Consider the following 16,871-nt stretch of genomic DNA (forward strand, 5'->3'; position numbering starts at 1 on the left):
AAAGTTTGGAAAAGGGGGTCCAAGTCCTTTTATTCAACTAACTACCTTAATAGATTGGAACCCAGCCTTCAGTTGTCACAAAAATACGAATAGCTACAACTTGGCGATCATCTTGCAAGGTAAAATAATGTCTTGCATTTTCAGGAACAGATATTAAATCGCCTGGCTCAAGTTCAACATCAAAGAATTTCCCATCTTTACCTTCAATAGCGAAAATGCCATGACCACTGACGATAAAGCGAACTTCGTCATCTGTATGATGGTGTTCCTTTTGGAAATTAATTAATAATTCGTCAAGGTTAGGGGTGCTATTTGAAAGTGAAATTACATCATGTGCTTTATAACCACGGCGTGCTGAAACATCAGCGATTTCTTTTGAAAAAATAGCTAATATTTCAGCTTTGTTTTCATCTGTTAACGAATAATTTTCATTTAAATGAGTAGGAAGTTTAGAAATATTCCATTTCTCATATAAAACGCCTTCCTCTTGTAGAAATTTAGATACTTCCACTTCATTTTCAATACGAGTATTTACTTCATGAATACGAATTTGCGCCATTAGAAACGCCTCCTTGAATTGATAATAGTTTTATATGAAATTGGAATAAAAACTCATAAGCTTCTAATCTCTTCTTTGCATCAAAGCTATCTCGGCCCCATACGGTAATACCGTGGTTACGGATTAATACTGCACCCGAATCTCCTTGTATATGCTTTCGGAAGTTTTCTCCAAGTGTTGGGATATGGGCATGGTTTTCGATAATAGGAATGTGAATGGTTGCACCTTCTTCCCAAATATCGAGAGCTTTAATAATTTCTTGATTTTGAAGGGTGACTGCATCACTATATAAATTTGTGATGACATTATTATCGGTTGTATGAACATGAAGTACGCAACCGGCATTCGTATTGTTATAAATGTGTGTATGCAATATTGTTTCTGCTGAAGGACGTAATTCAGTCTCTAAAACGGGAACTCCTACATGATCTACTAATAGAAAATCATCTGGAGTGGTTTTTGTTTTATCTTTACCGCTTGCCGTAATAAGAAAAGTAAGTGGTTCATGACTAACCTTTATAGAAATATTACCACTTGTTGCTGGGAACCAATTTCGTGTTGTTAACTCTTTTTTTATCTCGCTTAAGTCATACCATTGACGAAAAAGTTGTTTCATGCCTTCACCTCCAACAAAAGTTTTAATTCAGCTTGCACATCTTGAAATGTTTCAAACGGTGTATAAGCAATATGATTTTCTTCACACTTTGTAATAAGAAAATCGCGAGCGAATACTTTATCAGCTTGTTTCGCGGCTTGTAAATCAGTAATAGAATCTCCAATTACAATATGAAAGTCATCTGTATCACTTAATTTACGGATTAATGATGATTTACATAATCCGCAATGATTTTGACAATGATCATCACAAGAATGAGGCCATTTAACTGTAATAAACTCTGCTGAAAAGTCTGTTTCATTACAATAAATTTGCTCTTTTGGAATGATTCCTTGTAAGAGTGGATAGACGAAGAAATCCATTCCACCTGATATCACGTAAAAAGAAATGTTATTTTCCTTTACGAATTGTATAAACTCATGAAAACCACTACGGATTTCAGCAGTTTCTATTAAAAATTGAATAATATCATCGTGCAGATTAGTAGGTATTAATTGAAATAATTGAGAAACACCTTCTTGAATGGATAGTTCTTGTGATAAAATTTTATTCTTTACTTCTTCGGCTTCTGGTGGTGCGAATTTTTCCATAATGGACATAATGTTATCATTATTTGTAATCGTGCCATCGAAATCACAAAATACTTGAATACTCATAATTTCACCTCATAAGAGGGATTTCCCCATATTTGTAGTGCACTATGCAAATTTATGTCGTCTACTTCATGGAGTGGTTTATTTTGCAAAGTAGCATCAATTGCAGTACGAAAAGCTTTACCGCCGCCTTGCGCTCCATTTGGATGTCCGTGTATCCCGCCGCCAGCATTAATAACAACATCTTTACCGAAATCCCGTACAATAAAGGGAACGAAACCAGGATGAATACCAGCAGACGGAACAGAAAAGCTCTTCTTGAAAAATGCATCGTCTTCAGTTAAATATTTTGAGATAGCAAGAGCCTCCTCTTTTTCTAGCGCAACACTTCCGTATGGAGATGGGAATAATGAAAAGTCAGCCCCAGCATAACGTAGTAGCTTTCCAAGTAATAATGGAGATGAAACTCCATATAACTTGGATGCTGAATAAGCACCACTTACAGCAGGATGTGCCATAATAGGAACTGGGATTTCATCATCTTCTGCAAGTGATTGTAGTACATCTAGTCCGTAAGCAAATACGTTAAATAATAGAATATCAGCTCCAGCTTGCACTGCACGTTTAGCATTTTCTTTTAAATCAAAAGTTCGCCCTGTTAAATTTACGGCATATAACGTTTTATGACCGTATGTTTCGTAGACAGATTGTAAAACTTCTTTTCCAGATACAATGCGTTTCGTAAGTGGTGTTAATGCATTTTCAAATAATATTTCATCATCTTTTACTATATCTACACCACCAATTGCTTGATCGCGTAATTGCGTTTTTAAATACCCAATGTTTCGTCCAATCATTCCTTTAAAAATACTCATTAAAAGGGGACGATCATGCACTTGTAAAAGATTTCGAATACCATCTATCCCGAATTTTGGACCAGGAAAATGTTTTTTTAACTCGTCTGAAAAAGTTAAGTCAATTAGTTTTACTTCGCCATCAAGTGATAGCTTTCCAAATGTAGTCGTTAAAATCGCTGGTAAATCTGGACTGAAGTTTAATAGCGGATATTCGATTTTAATAATTCCGCGTTTTACTTTTTTACGTAAATACGAATTGGTATGTTCATGTTCAGCTAATTCCTCAACATGAATGACGTTGCCTTTATGCTGCTTTAATTGTTCTTGCAATAAGTGTGGCAAATGAGTCCAAGAGCCAATTGTTAAACCGAGTGCAATTTGCTCAGCTTTTTTTTCTAAGTTATGTGAATCATCATGGATTAAATACGTCGCTATAATTCCGCTCATTGTTATAACCTCCTAGTTAAATAAAAAAACCTCTCAGCTAAGGAGAGGTTTTTTTACAACCAGCTCCTTATCTGTCAGCGTAATGCTGCGAGAATTAGCACCGTGTCTACCATTGTAGATCGGTTGCCGGGTTTCGTCGGGCTCGTCCCTCCACCTGCTCTTGATAAGAAGTATTTAGAAATGTTTAAATTTTTAAGATAACTGAATTTTGTCAGATATTTTTCGTGTTGTCAATTACTTTTTGAAAAAATTTAATTTATCAATTCGATTAATGGCTTCTCGTAATCTATCTTCTGTATGCAAGAGACCAACACGGACATACCCTTCCCCATGCTCACCAAATCCAACACCAGGAGCAACTGCGACATGTGCTTTTTCTAGTAAAATATTAGAAAATTGCTCAGAGGTATATCCTTTTGGAACGGGAAGCCATGCAAAGAATGATCCTGTTGGAATGTCTACATTCCAACCAATTGAGTGACAGGCTGAAATAAGAGCGTTTCTTCGAGATTCGTAACTATTTACAAGGTCTATTACACAAGACTGTGAACTTAATAGCGCTTCTCGAGCAGCATCTTGAACTGCACCGAATATACTAACATACATATGATCTTGTAATAGGTTAATTGTTTCAATCACACTTTCATTCCCTACAGCAAAAGCGATGCGCCAGCCAGCCATATTGAAAGTTTTTGATAATGTGTAAATTTCAATTCCTATATCTTTCGCACCATCTGCTTGCAAGAAACTAACAGGTTTTTGACCATCAAATCCGATAGCGCCATAAGCAAAATCGTGAACAACTAATATATTATGTTTATTAGCAAAGTGAATGGTTGCATCAAAAAAATCTTTTGATGCAGTAGCACCGGTAGGATTATTTGGATAGTTTAAAAACATTAATTTTGCACGCTCTGCAATAGAGTCATCAATGTTCGTATAATCTGGTAAAAAGTTATTTTCTGCAATAAGCGGCATTGTTTCAAAGTGTGCTTTTGCTAAAGCAACCCCGGATAAATAATCTGGATAACCTGGATCCGGAACGAGAATCGTATCACCGGGATTTGTAAAACAAATCGGTAATTCTACTAGTCCAGCCTTCCCTCCAAACAAAATAGCAACTTCAGTTTTTGGGTTTAATTCCACGCCGTATTCACGTTTATAGAATGTAGCCACGGCTTCCTTTAAGCTTTCATGTCCGCGAAATGGCGGATATTTATGATGAATGGTCTTTTCGGCAGCATCTTGTAAAGCTTTTACGATATGCTGCGGTGTTGGTTGATCTGGATTACCTTGACCTAGATTAATAACATCGTGACCAGCTGCAACGACTTTGTTAACTTTTGCAACAAGTGAAGCGAAAAATTGTGTTGGCAATGATGTTACTATCTCAGAAGGTTGAAATAATTTCATACTTTCCACCTCTTTTGAAAGTTGTTACAATTCTAGTGACAAATGATATAATCTTTCCAGTATTTTGTAAAGAGAAAAATAAGAATGGGGCTGAAAAAATGAAAGTCGCATGTATTCAAATGGATATTGTTTTTGGAGATGTAGAAAAAAATATTGAGAATGCTAAAAATAAAATAAGTGAAGCTATGAAGGAAAGGCCAGATGTTATCGTCTTACCAGAACTATGGACAACAGGATATGATTTAACGAGACTTTCTGAAATTGCAGATAGGGATGGAGTGGAAACGAAAGAAAAGTTAATAGAATGGGCGAAGCAATATGATGTACATATTGTTGGTGGGTCCATAGCAAAGCAAACAGAGCAAGGCGTTACAAATACGATGTATGTTGTAAATAATGAAGGACAGTTAGTCAACGAATATAGTAAAGTACATTTATTTCAGCTTATGGATGAACATAAATATTTAATAGCTGGTAATGGTACGGGCGAATTTAAGCTAGATGATGTTGAATGCGCTGGAACAATTTGTTATGATATTCGTTTTCCAGAGTGGATGCGTGTTCATACTGCTAAAGGGGCAAAAGTATTATTTGTTGTAGCAGAATGGCCATTAGTTCGTTTAGCACATTGGCGTTTGCTATTGCAAGCAAGAGCAGTTGAAAATCAGTGTTATGTTGTTGCGTGTAATAGAGCAGGAAAGGATCCGAATAATGTGTTTGCAGGTCATTCTTTAATTGTGGATCCTTGGGGTGAAGTTGTAGTAGAGGCAAATGAAGAGGAATCAATTTTATTTGGAGAGCTTGTATTCGAGAAAATTAGAGAAGTACGAAAAGGAATTCCAGTTTTTGCGGATCGTCGTCCAGAATTATACAAATAAAATGTTGACAAGTGATTTTTATTCTTGGTATAGTCATCAACATAAAGTTAAAAATTCAAAAAATTATACAACTCTTATCAAGAGCAGGTGGAGGGATTTGGCCCGATGAAGCCCAGCAACCGACCGTAATACCATTGTGAAATGGGGCGTTTATTACGCCAAAAGGCACGGTGCTAATTCCAGCAGAAAGTAAAACTTTCTGGCAGATAAGAGGGGAGAAGATAAACTTCAAACCTCTTTCTTAGTGGAAAGAGGTTTTTCTGTGTTAGAAAAACCTCTGAATTTAAAAAGGGGGAGAAGACGATGGGATATTATTCATTAACAGAAATAACAGCTGTACAATATGCGAAAGATCATGGTTATTTTGAAGAGAAGGCAAATGTCATTTGTCATGAAATTGGAGATGGAAACTTAAATTACGTGTTCAAATTAGATGATGGAGAGAAATCCATTATAATAAAACAAGCACTGCCTTATGCTAAAGTAGTTGGTGAAAGCTGGCCATTGTCTATAAAAAGAGCAACGATTGAAAGCAAGGCATTACAAATTTTTGCGCAGTATGTACCGGATTATGTTCCAGTAGTGTACAGTCATGATGAAGAGTTAGCGATAACGGTAATAGAAGACTTATCAAGACTAACAATTACAAGAAAAGGATTAATAGACGGAGAAGAATATCCGCTTTTATCCCAGCATATTGGTCGTTTTCTAGCACATGTTTTATTTTACACTTCAGATTTTGGTTTACAGTCAGAAGAGAAGAGGATACTAGAAGGTACCTTTGTAAATCCGGACCTATGTAAAATTACAGAGGATTTAGTGTTTACAGATCCTTTTGGGCATTATGATACAAATGATTATGAGCCAGATTTACAGCTCGTGGTTGATGAACTTTGGAGTGATAAAACTTTAAAACTAAAAGTAGCACAATATAAATATAAGTTCTTAACAAGAAAAGAAACTCTTATTCATGGTGATTTACATACTGGTAGTATTTTTTCGTCACCTTCTGAAACGAAAGTGATTGATCCAGAATTTGCGACATATGGCCCATTTGGATTTGATATAGGTCAATTTATTGCAAATCTATTATTAAATGCTTTATCTAGAGAAGAAGAAAAGAGAAGTGTACTATTTTTTCATATAGAAAAGACGTGGAGTTATTTTGTAGAGACTTTTACAAAGTTATGGATTGGGGAAGGTGTAGAAGCATATACGAAAGAAAAACAATGGTTACCAATTATTTTGCAAAATATCTTTACTGATGCTGTTGGATTTGCCGGATGTGAACTAATTCGTAGAACAATTGGTTTAGCTCATGTAGCAGATTTAGATGAAATAGAAAATAAAGAAACAAGAATTCAAGCTAAGAAACAAGCGCTATCCTTAGGAAAAGAACTAATAAAATATGAATCTAAAAGTGCTGATATTCAACTGTTTCGAACATTATTTCAACAGACAGTTTCAAGGGGTGTAAAAGCATGAGTACAATTGTTACTGTTCCGAGATCTGTAAGTTGGAAAGGTGATGCAATTGCAGTATTAAATCAAACGAAATTGCCACATAGCACAGAATACAAAACATTAACGACTATTGAAGGGGTTTGGAAAAGTATCATAATGTTAGAAGTACGCGGAGCGCCTGCAATTGGAATTGTAGCTGCATTTGGCTTGGCGCTTGCAGCGAAAAAATATAATACTTTACATATCGAAGAATTTCAAAAGAAGTTTAATAGAGACTGTAACTATTTAGGGACATCACGCCCAACGGCAGTAAATTTATTTTGGGCAATTGATCGTATGAGAGAATCTATTCGAGAGATTACTACAATAAAAGAAGCACAAAAAATATTAGAAGAAGAAGCGCTTCGCATTCAACAGGAAGATGAAGAGGTGTGTCGAAATATTGGGGAATATGCGTTAACATGTTTTAAAGATGGCGATAATATTTTAACAATCTGTAACGCTGGAAGTATCGCAACTGCCAGATATGGAACTGCATTAGCTCCCTTTTATATTGGAAAAGAGAAAGGTGTGCGTTTACATGCATATGCGTGTGAAACGAGACCAGTTTTACAAGGTGGTCGCTTAACGACGTGGGAATTGAAGCAAGCAAATATTGATGTGACCCTTATAACAGATAATACTGCAGCTCATGCTATTCAAACGAAAGAAATAAACGCAATTATTGTGGGGGCGGATCGAATTGTCGCAAATGGAGATACAGCCAATAAAATAGGGACAATGAATTTAGCTATTTTAGCAAAGTACTTTAATATCCCATTTTACGTTGCTGCGCCACTGTCAACATTTGATGTTACGAAAGAAACTGGAGCCGAAATTATTATTGAAGAAAGAGATGAAACAGAAGTTACGAAAATCTTTGGAAAACAAGTAGCACCAATTGGAACGGATGTTTATAATCCAGCATTTGACATAACGTCGAATGAATTAATTACAGGAATTATTACTGAGAAAGGTATTATACGCGGGGACTATAAACGAGAAATTGCATCATTATTTGAAAAACAAGCTAATACATAATAGCTTGTTTTTTTATGCCTAAATGCAGTGTTTTCTCTTACTTATATAATGAAAGGAGGGGAAGAGGGTGGAAGAGTGGATCAAGATGATAGGTAATGTAGGGTTTCCGATTGTTGTAACATTATATTTACTCCACCGTATTGAAAGTAAATTAGAGGGGGTAATTGTTGCAATTGAGAAGCTCCCGCGGCAATTACTAAAGTACGAAGATCCTCGGGATAAAAAATAAAGTTTGCTCTTCTTGAGCAAACTTTATTTTTATTGAGCGGTATAACCACCATCGATAACGACAGCTTGACCAGTTATACCTTTAGCTTTTTCACTCGCTAAAAACATCGCATAATCTGCAATTTCTTGTACTTGTAATAAGCGCTTTTGTGGAACGAGTGGATAAATAACATCTTCTAAAACATTTTCAAGTGGTACATTTCGTGTAGTAGCTAAGTCTTGTAGTTGATTATGTACAAGGGGGGTATCAACATAACCAGGGCAAAGGGCATTAACAGTAATACCATGTGTAGCACCTTCTAAAGCGGCAACTTTTGTTAATCCAATTACGCCATGTTTTGCACTATTGTAGGCAGCTTTTCCAGCAAACCCGACAAGGCCGTTAATAGAAGCGACATTAATAATACGACCATATTTTTGTTGTTTCATAATCGGAAAGGCATGCTTAATTGCAATAAACGGAGCAATTTGCATAATTTGAATTAGTAGCTCGAACTTTTCAGTTGGAAAGTCTTCAATGGGTGAAACGTGTTGCATTCCTGCGTTGTTAATTAATATATGTAATGAACCGAAATGATCAACTGTTTGAGAAATTGCTGTTGTAATTTCCTCTTCAGATGTAACGTCACATTTTAAACCGATAGCTTGAAAACCTTCATTTTGTAATTGTTCAGCAGCTTCTTTTGCGCGTTCTTCAAGCCGATCGGTAATCACAACTTTTGCACCTTCTTTTGCAAAAGCCTTTCCCATTTCATAACCAATGCCACTTGCAGCACCTGTTAAAAAGACAACTCGATTTGTAACCATGATGAAAAACATCCCTTCATAATAAAGTTTTCATAGTGCTCTATTTAGAGAAGCTATAATGAAATTCCTGCAAACATTTGGAAAAAATATCGTTAGCTATCTTGTTTTGCAAAATAGTCTTTGCTATACTATTTTGTAAAGCAAGATACTTACGCTTATCTATCTTGTAAAGCAAGATAGTAGGAGGATTTGAATTATGTCGACAAGTCAAATGCTGAAAGGGATTTTAGAAGGATGCTTACTTGCTATTATTTCTGAAGGCGAAATATACGGTTATGAAATGAGTGAAAAGCTAGCGAAGTATGGTTTTACAATGGCGAGTGAGGGAAGTATTTATCCGTTATTAATACGAATGCAAAAAGAAGGACTAATAACAAGCGTAATGAAGGAATCTCCATCTGGTCCAAAGAGAAAATATTATACATTAACAGAAAAAGGCGAGGAAGCACTTGATGAATTTATGGATCGCTGGGAAACGATGCAAAGTAGTGTAGAACGTCTACTTGAAGGGAAGGGAAGGAGAAAATAATGCTATCAAGTGAAGCGCGAAAGTTTTTGTTAGATATGAGATTATTTTTGACGGCAAAGAGTGTGAAAGAAAGCGATATTGAAAATTTTATAGAAGATGCGGAACTCCATTTAATTGAGGGTGAGAGTGATGGGAAAAGTGTAGAAGATATTTTCGGAAGCTCACCGAAAGAATATGCAAATGAACTTGTCAAAGTAATGGAAAGAGATAGACAGGAAACGTGGAAGCAAATTGGTTTTACAGTAATGAATATCGTATCGTTTTGGATTATTGCTTCTATCTTAATAGTGAATCATGGAATGTTACAGATTTCACTTATTCAGTGTATCGGTTACAGTTTTTCATTGATTTTAGTTGTTATAGGTCCTAATTTTCTACTTCGCAAAATGACCTTCGTCACAAGCTTTACAAAAACATGGTTTTCCATGTGGTCTTTAGTTATGATTGCTCCATTGTTTTTATTAGGAGCTGTTACGATATTAGATGTGATATATCCTACAAAAATGCTCACATTCACCGAAGTCCAAAGTTATATAGTAGCTGGTGGGATTTTTATGATCACAGTAGCGATAAATATATATTTTGAAGGATGGTTTAAAAACTTATATTTAATCATTCCACTTTCTATTATGTTACTGTTTAAAACATTTACATCGGAAGATCTTATGCCAATGCTATTTCAAATTATATGTTTATACGGAAGTTTGTTTATTTTAATTTTCCTTGAAATTATGATGAAGACGAATAGAAGAGAAATGGTTAAATAAGGGAGGGGTTAAAATGAATGTTTCTAAAGAAGGAGAAAAGTTTTTAATCGATACGAAAGTATATTTAATAACAAAAGGGATTAAAGAAGAAGAGGTGGACGCCTTTCTAGAAGATGCAGAACTTCATTTAATAGAAGGTGAAAAAAAGGGAAAGACGGTAAGGGACATATTTGGTGACTCACCAAAAGAGTATGCGGAAGAATTAGCGAAAGAGATGGAGAAGGATAAAAGCGGAAGTATAAAGAGTGTTTTAGGAATGATTATTGGTATTGGTGGGTATTGGTTACTAACCAATATTTTATTTGGAAATTCGAATCAACAATTTACGTTAACAAATGTACAGTTAATTGGTTATCCTATCGTTTTAATTATTACAATTATTGGAACGGTTTTTGCGTTTAGAATGTCTTCTTTTAAAAGTAAATTAGTAGAGTTTGGAATTATTTATGTAATAGTAATGATACCTATTTTATTATTAGTGTTATTAATGTTTATGAATAAATGGTACGGGACACCTGTATTGCAATTAACTACAATGCAAAGTTATATACTAGCTGGAATAATCTTATTAGTACTGCTAATTGGTGAAGCGTACATACTTGGATGGATTGGAATATTAGCTGTTATCATACCGTTATTAATTATGTTTGTATTTAAAGAATTAGGGAAGCAAAACCCATATTGGGGAATGTTAGAGCCTTTACTTCTGTACGGAAGTTTATATGTATTAATGAGATGGTCTTTTAAAAATGAAGAGGAAAAAACTGTAAGCTAGTTTTATACTAATAGTGAAGTGAACGAACTGAATTTTTTATCAAGGGGGGAACGAATATGCAAAGTATATTTCTAGGTATATTGTCTATTGTGTTTTTAGGTTTAACGATTTTTGGGCTCTATACTACCTTTTTGAAAAAGGTACATGATGACTATTTCGATACTTTATTAGATGACACATCGGGTTATATTCTGTTCTTCGGTTTTATTGGAAAAGGGCTGCTTTGGATACACCAAAAATTATTTCCAAAGAAATATTATATAGGGATTTTTAGAGGGATTACATTTACATTTAGTTGTCTATTTTTATTTCTAGCAGCCGGGATTTGGTTTGTTGATTGGAATAAGTCGTTTTAAACAGTAACATGAGGGTTACTGTTTTTTTCTTTGTAATAAAGAGCTTTGTAAAGAGAGCGCTTTTTGTTCTGCTGTTAATAAGGAATGAATATGAACGTTTTCTGGACGAGGGACTATCGGATACATAAGATTTGTTGGAGAAGGGTGGTGCTCGGAGCCGGTTGGAGAATGAGGATCTGCATGAGTAAGTTTTCCGTGAACACGTCTTGTAAATAAAATATGACCGATTTCGTGAGCGAGCGTATATATATTTTTCATAGGAGCAGCCGAATTTGTTAAAACGATATAGCCAGTAAGTTGCTGTTGTTTTGCTAAAGAATAAGCGCAGGCAATTACTGCTGTTTCTTTGAAATAATCACTGCCAATATAACAAATATAAAGGTCGCATTCAGGAGCTTCATTTACACATGTTTGGAAAAAGGATGCCAGCTTTTCTTGACTTTGAATGGAATTTTTATAACTGATTTCACGGTCAAAAAAACGGAAAAGTTCATTTAATACAATTACTTCTTGAATTTGAAATGTAATGGGGTGCCAAATTGATTCTGCAACAGCTAAATCTTTTGCGATGCGGTCATCAGAAATATCGGCGCCGGGAGTAATACAAATACATATATTGACGTATGGATCCATAAGGAACACCTCAACTGAAAAAAAGTTCTTCCTATAATATATGTGGGGAAAAGATGTCATGTATGGATAAACGCCTTCTTTATTGAATATATAGATGACAAGTCGAAAAAATTTCATAGTTCTATAACGTAGTGTGATCATCTTTTTGATATAGTAAAGAAAAGGGGGAGAATATATGTATACATTAAAAATCGTTTCAGACAGAGAAGCTCTTTATCAATTTGCAAGTTATGTAAGAGTTGTACAAGGGGTGGAAGATGTATATGTAGAGGTGGGAGAACCTTTATATGAACATCCGTTAATGAAGTTTTATGTACATATTAAGCTGAAAGAAACATATGAGCAGCATAAAGCGTTACAGGAAATAGCAAGATTAGTAGAATTGGGGCGTTTTACATATGTCCATTATCGTAATGATGAAATTGAGGAAGCTTTTGAAGCTGTAAAATATGAAAGTTTTAAGAAATAAAGGTGAAAAAAAGGAGGCGAAAGCTTCTTTTTTTCTTTAAAATTTCATGAACAAAAAGAGCAAAATTTTGTTATGATAAGGGAGGTTAGGGAAAGGGGAATTTACATATGGGGTATATTGAAGAGTTACGAAAAGTCGTTGGTACAAGGCCGCTTATTCTCGTAGGATCAGCAATTATTATATTAAACGATAATCAAGAAGTATTGCTTCAATATCGTTCAGATACATATGATTGGGGTGTACCTGGTGGGGCGATGGAACTGGGCGAAACGACAGAAGAAACTGCACGTAGAGAGTTATTTGAGGAAACGGGGTTAACTGCAAAAATAATGCAATTTCTTGGTGTTCTATCAGGAAAAGAAGTATATTTCCGTTATCCGAATGGCGATGAAATTTTCAATGTTATTCATCTGTATCAGGCACATCATGTGAGCGGGGAATTAAAGCTCGATCATGAAGGGTTAAAACTTCAATATTTTCCAGTAGATAAGTTGCCAAAATTGAATGAAACGACAGAGAAAATTTTACAAAAGTTTTTATATGCGCTGACAGAATAGAAGGTTAATTCCTTCTATTTTTATTATATTAAATATTTTGATTTTTTAGTATGTTTATAGTATGATAGTTATAGATATACATCTTATGGAATTTCACCTAAAAACTGACTAGGGTACATAAGAGAGGGGCAAGTGCAAAATGCATAATGTTGTTATTACAGCTGCAGTTCGTTCGCCAATTGGAACTTTTGGAGGAGCGCTAAAAAATGTAACGCCAGTAGAATTAGCTGTTCCTGTACTTCAGGAAGCTGTAAAACGAGGCGGGGTAGAACCACATGAAGTTGATGAAGTAATTTTAGGTCATTGTATTCAAAGAACTGATGAAGCAAATACGGCGAGAACAGCTGCATTAGCGGCAGGATTTCCTGACACAGTTACGGGATATACAATCCAACGTCAATGTTCTTCAGGTATGCAAGCAATTATGTCAGCTGCAATGCAAATCCAATTAGGTGTAAGTGATGTTGTTGTTGCAGGTGGGGTAGAAGCGATGAGTTCGAGCCCTTATGCATTGAAACAGCACCGCTGGGGACAACGTCTACAGCACGGAGAAATTCGTGATACGGTGTGGGAAGTGTTAGAAGATCCGATTCACCATATTATGATGGGTGAAACAGCAGAAAATTTAGTTGAACAATATGAAATTACAAGAGAGGAACAAGATGAAGTTGCTCTTCGCAGTCATACATTGGCACTGAAGGCAATCGAGTCTGGATACTTTGACGATCAAATTGTTCCTATTACAATAAAAGAGCGTAGAAAAGAAGTTGTATTTTCGAAGGATGAACATCCACGTGCAGATATTACAGCTGAAAAATTAGCTGGATTGAAGCCGGCATTCCGTAAAGATGGATCAGTGACTGCTGGAAATGCATCTGGCCTTAATGACGGGAGTGCAGTTCTAGTATTAATGAGCGAAGAAAAAGCGAAAGAAAAAGGTTTACAACCGTTAGCTAGAATTGTTGGATATTCAGTAGCTGGAGTAGATCCAAAAATTATGGGTATTGGACCAGCACCAGCAATTCGTAAAGGTTTAGAAAAAGTAGATTGGTCATTGGAAGATGCAGATTTACTTGAAATTAATGAAGCTTTCGCGGCTCAATATTTAGCTGTAGAGAAAGAGTTAGGCTTAGACCGTGAAAAAGTGAACGTAAACGGTAGTGGCGTAGGACTTGGGCATCCAATTGGTTGTACAGGGGCTCGTATTACAGTAAGTTTAATTCACGAATTAAAAAGACGTGGGTTAGAAAAAGGAATTGCCTCTTTATGCGTCGGTGGCGGTATCGGGGTTGCCTTATTTATAGAAGCACTATAAAAAAAGAAGCAGCTATTGCTGCTTCTTTTTTTACGACTCAAATAGATGATGGAATAATCGATCGCGATTTTCAAAGAAAAGTTTCGTCGTTTGGTAATGCTCAGTTTCTTCTAATGTGGATTCGTGAATTCCCTCTTGTGTTAAAGAATATATAGTGGATTCAGGATAAGCCATTAAAATAGGAGAATGCGTCGCGATAACAAATTGTGAACCTTGTTCAGCTAGTTCGTGCATTCGAATGAGCATGGAAAGTTGTCTCATTGGTGATAAAGCTGCCTCAGGCTCATCTAAAATGTATAAACCTTGTCCTGAAAAACGGTTCATAAATAATGAGAAGAATGATTCACCGTGTGATTGTTTGTGTAGTGAGATACCACCATAAGAGTTGATAACCGGATTCCCACGTGCTTCTCTATCAGCATCTATTTCATCAATATAAGAAGCAACGTTATAAAATGATTCAGCGCGAAGAAAGAAACCGTCGTTTGGTGTATTGAAACTTTTTGAAATGCGAAGGTATTCATGTAAAGATGAATGGGAATCGTTTGTGCTAAAGCGGAAGTTCTTCGTTCCACCTTCTGCATTAAAACCTAACGCAATTGCAATTCCTTCAAGTAATGTTGATTTACCTGTTCCGTTTTCTCCAATAATGAATGTTACATTTGGATGGAAAGCTAGTGATTGTAATGTTCGAATAGCGGGTAAGCAGTAAGGATATGCGGAAAAACTAGGGATATTTTCTTTTTTTAATGTGACATTTTGTAAAAAGGGTACGTCAATCAATATATAAACCTCAATTCATAACGGATTTTGAATTTAAAAAGGCAGCAAATACAAGTGTTAATGACACCTGAATCCCTTCTTGTTTTCTGAATATTTTATGTGGATTATATCATTTAAACTATCATATTCCAATGTGAAAATAAATATTGCATGAAGATCCATTCTCTCGTTATGATATATGATATTCTATTGAAAATGTGAGAAGGAGTTAAAGTATGCCGTTTACATTTGCACATCCAGCAGCAGTTCTTCCTTTTGCGAAAAAGCACTCTAAACATATTTCAGTAACGGCTCTTATATTAGGTAGTATGGCGCCTGATTTTGAATATTTTTTGCACTTTAGACCCTATGGTGTTATTGGCCATACATGGCTTGGGTTCTTATATTTAAATTTACCGCTTGTATTTCTAATCGCATACATATATCATTACATTTTAAAAAAGCCGTTTATAACGCATTTGCCTAAACCGTTTGCTGGTTATTATTCATATGCAATAGATGAGAGGTGGGGGCTACATACCTGGAAAGAATTCTTTGTATTTTGCTATTCTGCATTATTCGGTATGCTCACGCATGTCGTTTGGGATGCATTTACTCATAATACAGGCTATTTCGTTATGAAAATAGCATTGTTACAAATTGAATTACGCAGTATTCCATTGTATAAATATATGCAACATGGGAGTACATGTGTTGGCTTATTATTGCTATTATACGTACTATGGAAGTATAAAGATGAAACAGGGAAAGATATGATTGTAGCTTTAGAAAAAAGAAAGTATTGGGTTTCGATAATCATTGTGACAGCTTTTATATTTATCGTGCATGCGTTCCTAGATCCCTATTTTCATATTTTCCAAATTGGAGGTATAATAGTATCTGGACTGACAAGTTCATTTTGTGGAATTGTCATTGTTTCTATAGTTTACAAAGCAAGGGACTAATTTTATATTCATGAATGATAGCGTTAGGAGAAATGAAATGATGAAAGCATGGAAAAGTATTTTTGTTTTATGTAGTTTTCTTCTTATGTTAAGTGGTTGCTTCCATCAAGAAGAAAAGAAAGCTGAACCGAAGAAGAAAGAATCTATTCCTGAAACGAAAGAATATGGTGGGCGTGAGCTGAAAAAAGTAGGACAAAAAGTGAAAGAAACAGGATGGGGTACTTTCAAGTTAGAGCAGATGCATTCTGTGAATCAAACATTTGAAGTAGCGCCAATGAAAATTCACGTACAAGATGTGAAAGTAATCTCTTTATCACAAATGAGTGAAAAGGCAAAAAATACATTGAAAGTATACACGGCACTAACTCCTGAAGAAGTAAAACGTAGATTAGGGGATAAAGTAAGCCAAGAAGATGCAGAATTATATGCATCGCTAAGTGGAACAGAGATTAGTAATACAATTCGTTACGTTGAGATTACATATAAAGTGGAGAATAGCGGAAATAAAAATATGCAATTTTTCTCTATGAATGATGTTATGATTAATGGTAAGCAACATTTTAAAGTAGCCACTCAAAACTTTTTATATGACGAAGATACGTTAGTTGGTACAAAAAATGTATCAAGAGAAGACTATAAGCCTGGTGAAATAAGAGATGGTATTATTGGTTTAATACTTGACGATGGAAAAGACAAGGTAAAGGATATTCAGTTTACAACTGATGATTTACTTGCAGGAGATTCAGAAACACAAGATGTTGTAAAAGAGCCACAAACGTTTAACATCTCACTAAAATAATGT

The 16,871-nt window shown here is 35.3% G+C and carries 21 protein-coding genes and 2 riboswitches; of the genes, 13 read left to right on the forward strand and 8 right to left on the reverse strand.

Annotated features, from left to right (window positions below; genetic code table 11):
• Positions 1-46: 46 nt before the first annotated feature.
• The 5 genes from ACTFP3_RS14065 to ACTFP3_RS14085 form a co-directional block, all read right to left on the reverse strand.
• On the reverse strand, positions 47-559 hold the full coding sequence (locus ACTFP3_RS14065) for a 1,2-dihydroxy-3-keto-5-methylthiopentene dioxygenase (protein WP_000057313.1): 513 nt from the start codon (positions 557-559) through the stop codon (positions 47-49).
• Positions 537-1,175 (reverse strand): methylthioribulose 1-phosphate dehydratase, encoded by a 639-nt coding sequence (locus tag ACTFP3_RS14070; RefSeq protein WP_000811341.1) that lies wholly within the window; start codon positions 1,173-1,175, stop codon positions 537-539. The genes ACTFP3_RS14065 and ACTFP3_RS14070 overlap by 23 nt, the downstream gene beginning before the upstream one ends.
• On the reverse strand, positions 1,172-1,831 hold the full coding sequence (locus ACTFP3_RS14075; protein WP_000027461.1) for a 2-hydroxy-3-keto-5-methylthiopentenyl-1-phosphate phosphatase: 660 nt from the start codon (positions 1,829-1,831) through the stop codon (positions 1,172-1,174). Before ACTFP3_RS14075 ends, ACTFP3_RS14070 begins: the two co-directional genes overlap by 4 nt.
• A complete protein-coding gene (gene mtnW / locus ACTFP3_RS14080) occupies positions 1,828-3,072 on the reverse strand; it encodes a 2,3-diketo-5-methylthiopentyl-1-phosphate enolase (protein WP_000014180.1) in 1,245 nt (414 codons plus the stop codon). Before mtnW ends, ACTFP3_RS14075 begins: the two co-directional genes overlap by 4 nt.
• Before the next feature lie 64 nt (positions 3,073-3,136).
• A riboswitch (SAM riboswitch) is annotated at positions 3,137-3,242 on the reverse strand.
• A 64-nt stretch (positions 3,243-3,306) separates the two neighbouring features.
• A complete protein-coding gene (locus ACTFP3_RS14085; RefSeq protein WP_113304654.1) occupies positions 3,307-4,485 on the reverse strand; it encodes a pyridoxal phosphate-dependent aminotransferase in 1,179 nt (392 codons plus the stop codon).
• A 14-nt stretch (positions 4,486-4,499) separates the two neighbouring features.
• Between ACTFP3_RS14085 and ACTFP3_RS14090 the strand changes: the two genes are divergently transcribed.
• From ACTFP3_RS14090 to ACTFP3_RS14105, 4 genes are all read left to right on the forward strand, one after another.
• Positions 4,500-5,363, forward strand: coding sequence for a carbon-nitrogen family hydrolase (locus ACTFP3_RS14090; protein ID WP_016123295.1), 864 nt, complete (start codon positions 4,500-4,502; stop codon positions 5,361-5,363).
• A 71-nt stretch (positions 5,364-5,434) separates the two neighbouring features.
• Positions 5,435-5,576, forward strand: a riboswitch (SAM riboswitch).
• Between the two features lie 90 nt (positions 5,577-5,666).
• Positions 5,667-6,848: an S-methyl-5-thioribose kinase gene (gene mtnK / locus ACTFP3_RS14095; protein WP_000542682.1), complete on the forward strand. Its 1,182-nt coding sequence runs from the start codon at positions 5,667-5,669 to the stop codon at positions 6,846-6,848.
• Complete coding sequence (mtnA, locus tag ACTFP3_RS14100) at positions 6,845-7,906, forward strand: S-methyl-5-thioribose-1-phosphate isomerase (protein ID WP_163093022.1); 1,062 nt, start codon at positions 6,845-6,847, stop codon at positions 7,904-7,906. The genes mtnK and mtnA overlap by 4 nt, the downstream gene beginning before the upstream one ends.
• A gap of 67 nt (positions 7,907-7,973) precedes the next feature.
• A complete protein-coding gene (locus ACTFP3_RS14105; RefSeq protein WP_000393336.1) occupies positions 7,974-8,135 on the forward strand; it encodes a YvrJ family protein in 162 nt (53 codons plus the stop codon).
• A gap of 29 nt (positions 8,136-8,164) precedes the next feature.
• Here ACTFP3_RS14105 and ACTFP3_RS14110 read toward each other — a convergent pair whose 3' ends face one another.
• Positions 8,165-8,941, reverse strand: a complete 777-nt coding sequence (locus ACTFP3_RS14110; RefSeq protein ID WP_163093023.1) for a 3-hydroxybutyrate dehydrogenase — start codon at positions 8,939-8,941, stop codon at positions 8,165-8,167.
• 196 nt (positions 8,942-9,137) lie between these two features.
• Between ACTFP3_RS14110 and ACTFP3_RS14115 the strand changes: the two genes are divergently transcribed.
• Genes ACTFP3_RS14115 through ACTFP3_RS14130 form a run of 4 tightly spaced genes read left to right on the forward strand, consistent with a single transcriptional unit; the run spans position 9,138 to position 11,368 of the window.
• Positions 9,138-9,470: a PadR family transcriptional regulator gene (locus ACTFP3_RS14115; RefSeq protein WP_000107982.1), complete on the forward strand. Its 333-nt coding sequence runs from the start codon at positions 9,138-9,140 to the stop codon at positions 9,468-9,470.
• A complete protein-coding gene (locus tag ACTFP3_RS14120) occupies positions 9,470-10,237 on the forward strand; it encodes a DUF1129 domain-containing protein (RefSeq protein WP_000952889.1) in 768 nt (255 codons plus the stop codon). The genes ACTFP3_RS14115 and ACTFP3_RS14120 overlap by 1 nt, the downstream gene beginning before the upstream one ends.
• A 13-nt stretch (positions 10,238-10,250) precedes the next feature.
• Positions 10,251-11,012 carry a DUF1129 domain-containing protein gene (locus ACTFP3_RS14125; RefSeq protein WP_163093024.1) on the forward strand — a complete coding sequence of 254 codons (762 nt, stop codon included), beginning with the start codon at positions 10,251-10,253 and terminating at the stop codon, positions 11,010-11,012.
• 56 nt (positions 11,013-11,068) lie between these two features.
• Positions 11,069-11,368, forward strand: coding sequence for a hypothetical protein (locus ACTFP3_RS14130; RefSeq protein WP_001190641.1), 300 nt, complete (start codon positions 11,069-11,071; stop codon positions 11,366-11,368).
• 15 nt (positions 11,369-11,383) lie between these two features.
• On the opposite strand, the gene ACTFP3_RS14135 is transcribed toward ACTFP3_RS14130, so the two are convergent.
• Complete coding sequence (locus ACTFP3_RS14135; protein ID WP_000371607.1) at positions 11,384-12,001, reverse strand: ImmA/IrrE family metallo-endopeptidase; 618 nt, start codon at positions 11,999-12,001, stop codon at positions 11,384-11,386.
• 175 nt (positions 12,002-12,176) lie between these two features.
• Between ACTFP3_RS14135 and ACTFP3_RS14140 the strand changes: the two genes are divergently transcribed.
• The 3 genes from ACTFP3_RS14140 to ACTFP3_RS14150 all read left to right on the forward strand — a co-directional run bounded on the left by ACTFP3_RS14140 (position 12,177) and on the right by ACTFP3_RS14150 (position 14,342).
• Positions 12,177-12,470 (forward strand): DUF3928 family protein, encoded by a 294-nt coding sequence (locus ACTFP3_RS14140; protein WP_000288330.1) that lies wholly within the window; start codon positions 12,177-12,179, stop codon positions 12,468-12,470.
• A 107-nt stretch (positions 12,471-12,577) separates the two neighbouring features.
• Complete coding sequence (locus ACTFP3_RS14145; protein WP_000540529.1) at positions 12,578-13,027, forward strand: NUDIX hydrolase; 450 nt, start codon at positions 12,578-12,580, stop codon at positions 13,025-13,027.
• A gap of 139 nt (positions 13,028-13,166) precedes the next feature.
• The gene (locus ACTFP3_RS14150; protein ID WP_000552078.1) at positions 13,167-14,342 is read left to right on the forward strand and encodes an acetyl-CoA C-acetyltransferase; all 1,176 of its coding nucleotides are present in this window, start codon (positions 13,167-13,169) and stop codon (positions 14,340-14,342) included.
• 30 nt (positions 14,343-14,372) lie between these two features.
• Here the strand turns inward: ACTFP3_RS14150 and ACTFP3_RS14155 are convergent, their stop codons facing one another.
• Entirely contained in the window at positions 14,373-15,125 is a 753-nt protein-coding gene (locus tag ACTFP3_RS14155) for an AAA family ATPase (protein WP_000567998.1), read from the reverse strand.
• Positions 15,126-15,340: 215 nt separating this feature from the next.
• Between ACTFP3_RS14155 and ACTFP3_RS14160 the strand changes: the two genes are divergently transcribed.
• Together ACTFP3_RS14160 and ACTFP3_RS14165 are read left to right on the forward strand one after the other, a co-directional pair.
• The gene (locus ACTFP3_RS14160; RefSeq protein WP_001116855.1) at positions 15,341-16,069 is read left to right on the forward strand and encodes a DUF4184 family protein; all 729 of its coding nucleotides are present in this window, start codon (positions 15,341-15,343) and stop codon (positions 16,067-16,069) included.
• Between the two features lie 37 nt (positions 16,070-16,106).
• Positions 16,107-16,868 carry a hypothetical protein gene (locus ACTFP3_RS14165; protein ID WP_000973899.1) on the forward strand — a complete coding sequence of 254 codons (762 nt, stop codon included), beginning with the start codon at positions 16,107-16,109 and terminating at the stop codon, positions 16,866-16,868.
• Positions 16,869-16,871 lie beyond the last annotated feature (3 nt).

Source organism: Bacillus cereus group sp. MYBK5-2, from assembly GCF_051915685.1.
GTDB lineage: Bacteria > Bacillota > Bacilli > Bacillales > Bacillaceae_G > Bacillus_A > Bacillus_A cereus.

Bases quoted from the DNA above. Each gene is read 5' to 3' on its own strand.
- ACTFP3_RS14160 (WP_001116855.1), top strand. From the start codon at position 15,341: ATGCCGTTTACATTTGCACATCCAGCAGCAGTTCTTCCTTTTGCGAAA.
- ACTFP3_RS14125 (WP_163093024.1), top strand. From the start codon at position 10,251: ATGAATGTTTCTAAAGAAGGAGAAAAGTTTTTAATCGATACGAAAGTA.
- ACTFP3_RS14150 (WP_000552078.1), top strand. From the start codon at position 13,167: ATGCATAATGTTGTTATTACAGCTGCAGTTCGTTCGCCAATTGGAACT.
- ACTFP3_RS14085 (WP_113304654.1), bottom strand. From the start codon at position 4,485: ATGAAATTATTTCAACCTTCTGAGATAGTAACATCATTGCCAACACAA.
- ACTFP3_RS14140 (WP_000288330.1), top strand. From the start codon at position 12,177: ATGTATACATTAAAAATCGTTTCAGACAGAGAAGCTCTTTATCAATTT.
- ACTFP3_RS14115 (WP_000107982.1), top strand. From the start codon at position 9,138: ATGTCGACAAGTCAAATGCTGAAAGGGATTTTAGAAGGATGCTTACTT.
- ACTFP3_RS14075 (WP_000027461.1), bottom strand. From the start codon at position 1,831: ATGAGTATTCAAGTATTTTGTGATTTCGATGGCACGATTACAAATAAT.
- mtnW (WP_000014180.1), bottom strand. From the start codon at position 3,072: ATGAGCGGAATTATAGCGACGTATTTAATCCATGATGATTCACATAAC.
- ACTFP3_RS14145 (WP_000540529.1), top strand. From the start codon at position 12,578: ATGGGGTATATTGAAGAGTTACGAAAAGTCGTTGGTACAAGGCCGCTT.
- ACTFP3_RS14110 (WP_163093023.1), bottom strand. From the start codon at position 8,941: ATGGTTACAAATCGAGTTGTCTTTTTAACAGGTGCTGCAAGTGGCATT.
- ACTFP3_RS14165 (WP_000973899.1), top strand. From the start codon at position 16,107: ATGATGAAAGCATGGAAAAGTATTTTTGTTTTATGTAGTTTTCTTCTT.
- ACTFP3_RS14130 (WP_001190641.1), top strand. From the start codon at position 11,069: ATGCAAAGTATATTTCTAGGTATATTGTCTATTGTGTTTTTAGGTTTA.
- ACTFP3_RS14065 (WP_000057313.1), bottom strand. From the start codon at position 559: ATGGCGCAAATTCGTATTCATGAAGTAAATACTCGTATTGAAAATGAA.
- ACTFP3_RS14070 (WP_000811341.1), bottom strand. From the start codon at position 1,175: ATGAAACAACTTTTTCGTCAATGGTATGACTTAAGCGAGATAAAAAAA.
- mtnK (WP_000542682.1), top strand. From the start codon at position 5,667: ATGGGATATTATTCATTAACAGAAATAACAGCTGTACAATATGCGAAA.
- mtnA (WP_163093022.1), top strand. From the start codon at position 6,845: ATGAGTACAATTGTTACTGTTCCGAGATCTGTAAGTTGGAAAGGTGAT.
- ACTFP3_RS14120 (WP_000952889.1), top strand. From the start codon at position 9,470: ATGCTATCAAGTGAAGCGCGAAAGTTTTTGTTAGATATGAGATTATTT.
- ACTFP3_RS14135 (WP_000371607.1), bottom strand. From the start codon at position 12,001: ATGGATCCATACGTCAATATATGTATTTGTATTACTCCCGGCGCCGAT.